The sequence below is a fragment of the Oleiphilus sp. HI0123 genome (assembly GCF_001635315.1).
This window is the reverse complement of record NZ_LWGE01001463.1, coordinates 1-3,836: the sequence shown is the minus strand read 5'-3', so window position 1 is coordinate 3,836 and position 3,836 is coordinate 1. Positions and strand designations below refer to the sequence as shown.

5 protein-coding genes are annotated in these 3,836 nt (G+C 44.8%); 3 read left to right on the top strand and 2 right to left on the bottom strand.

Annotation, left to right across the window (positions count from 1 at the left end):
* Both norR and A3761_RS19190 read left to right on the top strand, forming a co-directional pair.
* The coding region (gene norR / locus A3761_RS19195) for a nitric oxide reductase transcriptional regulator NorR (protein ID WP_156491956.1) at nt 1-1,264 on the top strand (1,264 nt) is incomplete at its 5' end.
* 129 nt (nt 1,265-1,393) lie between these two features.
* On the top strand, nt 1,394-2,572 hold the full coding sequence (locus tag A3761_RS19190; RefSeq protein ID WP_068514284.1) for a mechanosensitive ion channel domain-containing protein: 1,179 nt from the start codon (nt 1,394-1,396) through the stop codon (nt 2,570-2,572).
* Here A3761_RS19190 and A3761_RS19185 read toward each other — a convergent pair.
* Both A3761_RS19185 and A3761_RS19180 read right to left on the bottom strand, forming a co-directional pair.
* Complete coding sequence (locus A3761_RS19185) at nt 2,558-2,830, bottom strand: hypothetical protein (RefSeq protein ID WP_068514281.1); 273 nt, start codon at nt 2,828-2,830, stop codon at nt 2,558-2,560. The two genes, A3761_RS19190 and A3761_RS19185, sit on opposite strands and share 15 nt — an antisense overlap.
* A 180-nt stretch (nt 2,831-3,010) precedes the next feature.
* Nucleotides 3,011-3,385, bottom strand: coding sequence for a hypothetical protein (locus A3761_RS19180; protein ID WP_068514279.1), 375 nt, complete (start codon nt 3,383-3,385; stop codon nt 3,011-3,013).
* A 263-nt stretch (nt 3,386-3,648) separates the two neighbouring features.
* Between A3761_RS19180 and A3761_RS29075 the strand changes: the two genes are divergently transcribed.
* On the top strand, nt 3,649-3,836 hold a 188-nt coding region (locus A3761_RS29075; RefSeq protein ID WP_369808234.1), incomplete at its 3' end, for an NUDIX domain-containing protein.

Sequence of the window (3,836 nt, the reverse complement as noted above, 5' to 3'; positions counted from 1 at the left end):
TGGATTAATCGGTGAAAACAACCAACACCCTGATGTACACGACTGTATGGGCATTCCCTTATTAATTAATGAAAAGCCGTGGGGACTACTTACCTTAGATGCGCTTGAACCTGGCACCTTTGACCAGATTGATAAGGACCAGCTGAGGACATTTACCAAACTCACCGAAGCGGCGGTTAAGGCAGCCGTACGAATCGATTCACTTGAAGCCAGTGCAGCTCACCACCGATTAGTCAGTCAAACTTTGCTGAAAAGCTCTGACAGCGAGATGATCGGCCAGAGCGATGTGATGATGAATCTGAAAGATGAGCTAGATATCGTCGCACAATCTGACTTGAGTGTACTGGTGCTCGGTGAAACAGGTGTTGGTAAAGAGCTCGTCGCACGACAAGTTCACAATATGTCTCCACGCTCCAAAGGGCCGTTGGTTTATGTAAACTGTGCAGCGCTCCCCGAGAATATTGCAGAAAGTGAATTATTCGGTCACGTCAAAGGCGCATTCTCTGGCGCGGTTTCAGACCGAGCGGGGAAATTTGAAATCGCACATGAGGGGACACTTTTTCTTGATGAAATTGGTGAGCTTCCCTTGTCCATCCAGCCAAAGTTACTCAGAGCGCTGCAAAGCGGCGAGATTCAGCGTGTCGGCTCAGATAAGAACATTCAGGTAGACGTACGTATCGTCGCCGCAACCAATCGCGACTTACAAAACGAGGTCGCAGAACATCGATTTCGAGCAGACCTTTACCATCGACTAAGTGTCTACCCGGTTCACATACCCCCTCTTCGAGAAAGAGGCAAAGATATTCTCTTACTTGCGGGTTATTTACTAGAAATAAATCAAAAGCGCTTAGGTGTCGAAGGACTCAGAATCACGAGCGATGCCAAGCACCTCCTCACTCAATATGATTGGCCCGGAAACGTACGAGAGTTAGAACATATGCTCAGCCGCTCAGCATTAAAAGCGATTGCTGATCAAGGCCGACACAACCGTTCCATCGTTATCGACGCCTCCTACCTGGATATTCACCTTCAAAACGGTCAGCCAAAAACTAACGGCAAGGAACACCCGCTAGTGAATGAAGCGAACAGCAACCTTTTTTCATTTACACCAAAAGGGAATCTTAAAGACGCAGTCGATGATTTCCAGAGAAATTATATTATTCATATTCTGGACCAACATCAGGGAAACCAGGCGGCTGCAGCACGTGACTTGGGCGTAAACCGAAGTAATTTCTATCGCTTAATTAAACGCCTGGAGCTATAAAGGCTTTAAGAGAAGCAAAGCTTTCCCTTGATTCAAGTCTAAAGTTCATCATAATTAGCTAAGATCTGACCGTTGGCGTCTGCATGAAGCAATGCGACACAAGCTCACTTTTCTTAGGCGTCTTTTACTATGCAAGCTTTAGAGTGGTTATTACCGCAGTTGTCCACAACAACATGGACAGCACATATTCTGGTATTTGTATTCAACATTGGCTTATTCCTGTATGCAAAGCCGATTATAAGCTTCATTGATGGCGCACGTGATAGCGGCGTCAAAGTCACACTGTTTCGCGCCTTAAACGGCCTGGTGCTGATTCTTCATATCGTCCATCTGGTTTTTCTCAGACTCAACAATAGCTACGAAAACTTCTTTATACACTTGGGTTTAAGTCTCACCACTCTGTATCTCAGCATCCTGATTTACAGTATTTGTAGCCGCCAATCTCGCAAGAAGTTCGGCCTCGAAAAAGTTGTTGATGAGAAGCCTGTTTTTCTAGACACCTACTCAAGCCGTCTAGTAGATATCATTATCCTGTTTGTCATCATTCTGGCAACGCTGTTCACCCTCATTAAAATTTGGGGCGCCGATAGTATGCTGGAAACGACTGGCATATTCGGAATCCTATTTGCCTTCCTAGCCTTTACCAGCAACATCTGGGCACCTGATATTATTAGCGGCTTAATCATCCTGAATACGCAAATTCTCGAAGACGGAGACGTCGTCGTCATCGGCGATGATGAAACGGAGTATGTCATCAGCAAGGTAACGCTGATATATGTGATTCTCTACGACATCCGTAATAACCATCGAACGCTCGTGCGGAACAATCAGTTCATTCAAAATAAAATCGATAACCTCAGTCGCGTAGCGAGTACTGATGGCGTACGCCAAGCCTTGAGCTACAACATTGGCTACCCTGAATTTGATGGCAAAACAAAAGACGAACGACAAAAACAGCTGGCAGACTTCAAAGCGAAAATCGATAAGTTTTTTAGCCTTGCGCAAGAAAACTGCCTTGAAAAACCCGATATTAAAATCAACCAAACCCGGCAATTCGAGTGGGCACTTACGCACGCGGGTGATTACGCACTAGAATATACGCTGTGGATCTATCTTGATCGAATTCCAAATACAAAAGTTACGGCAACGATTCGAAAGCATTTGATGGGAACAATCTTTCGCGTGAATGACGCGGTATATACGGCGTCCATTATTGAGGGCATTGATTTATCCACACCACAATTAGCGAAACTTGAGCTAAAAAACGTTGAAAATGCTGGCAAGCTTAGCGAACTAGCTCAAGCCTAGAGGCGGCTCATGCTCTTCATTGCGGGAGTCGATTGCTTCTGCATCTCTTAGAGCCTTAACCAGCACCGCATGCTCGTGCGTGGCTTGACCTGAGTGCAGATAATGCTTTGCTGCATCTACCACTTTCTGCCACACCTCAAATCGGTAATTTAAGCTTAACAGAGACTTGGCTATGAAGTCAGAGTCCACACCACTTTCACGCATTTCAGCAGCTTTGGCTAAGGCTTTTTTTAGTTCGTCATCGCTTGGTTTAGTCATAAGTAATGTGCCCCTTCTCCACAAAGAATAATGCCATAAGAACTGGCTCATACTTTAAATATAGCTTATTTGAAGCAATTAAGAGCAAATGCAACGCTTGAGAAAAACTTTAAGGAAAGCAGAAAAGAAAAAGCCGACACTGAAGGCATCGGCTTTTTAATGAATATTCAGCAAGGACACTTAGTGGTCGATAGACGTAAAAATCTTCAAGCCATCAGCTGTTTTGATCAAGTTATAAGACTCACGCCAGTTAGAGACCGTGTCGCCCGAATCGTTCATCATCGTCCATGTGACTGAGGCAAGGAAGCAGCTACGGCCAATCTCGGTGACTTCGAGGTTTTCGTACTTGGTATGTGTTACACCCTCTGCAGAGTGTTTATCAAGCAAGCTTTGGAAATATTCGACCAGGTCAGACGGCGCTGCACACTCCCATACTGCGGCATCTGAAGTGACAGCCAAATAAGGCGCTTGGTATCGACTTGCAATCAGGGCCCCATCAAATGAAGAAAAATCTCGCACAAAGCGGTCAAAGAATTCTTTTATATCATCAAGCATATTTCAGTTCTTATCGCTCAAGGTTACAGGAAGATAAAGAGCCAGAGCCTAGAATCGGCCATTACTCATTTAATGCTATTCAAACACGCAAACTTATCTACTTCAAGCTTTTCTCATGATAGCTTGTGAGTCACGGTTACTTTCAATAAGCGACAACTTGCTTAATGTGAATAAGCTCAGGCACTGAGCTTTATGAAGATGAATTATCTTTAGTATGTTAAGGTAATTTTTCTCAAATTAAATAGAGCTATGACAAGCAAGGTATGCACAACAAAGGTAAAAGAATTCCCGGTAGAAGGTGGATGACACGAGCTGCCGTGGCAATTATTTTTCGGGATCACCCTAGCCAAGGTCGTCAGGTTTTGCTGATCAAACGCGCCGAGCGACCGGGTGACCCCTGGTCTGGTGATATGGCTTTTCCTGGTGGTAAGATGGACGCTACAGATGCCAA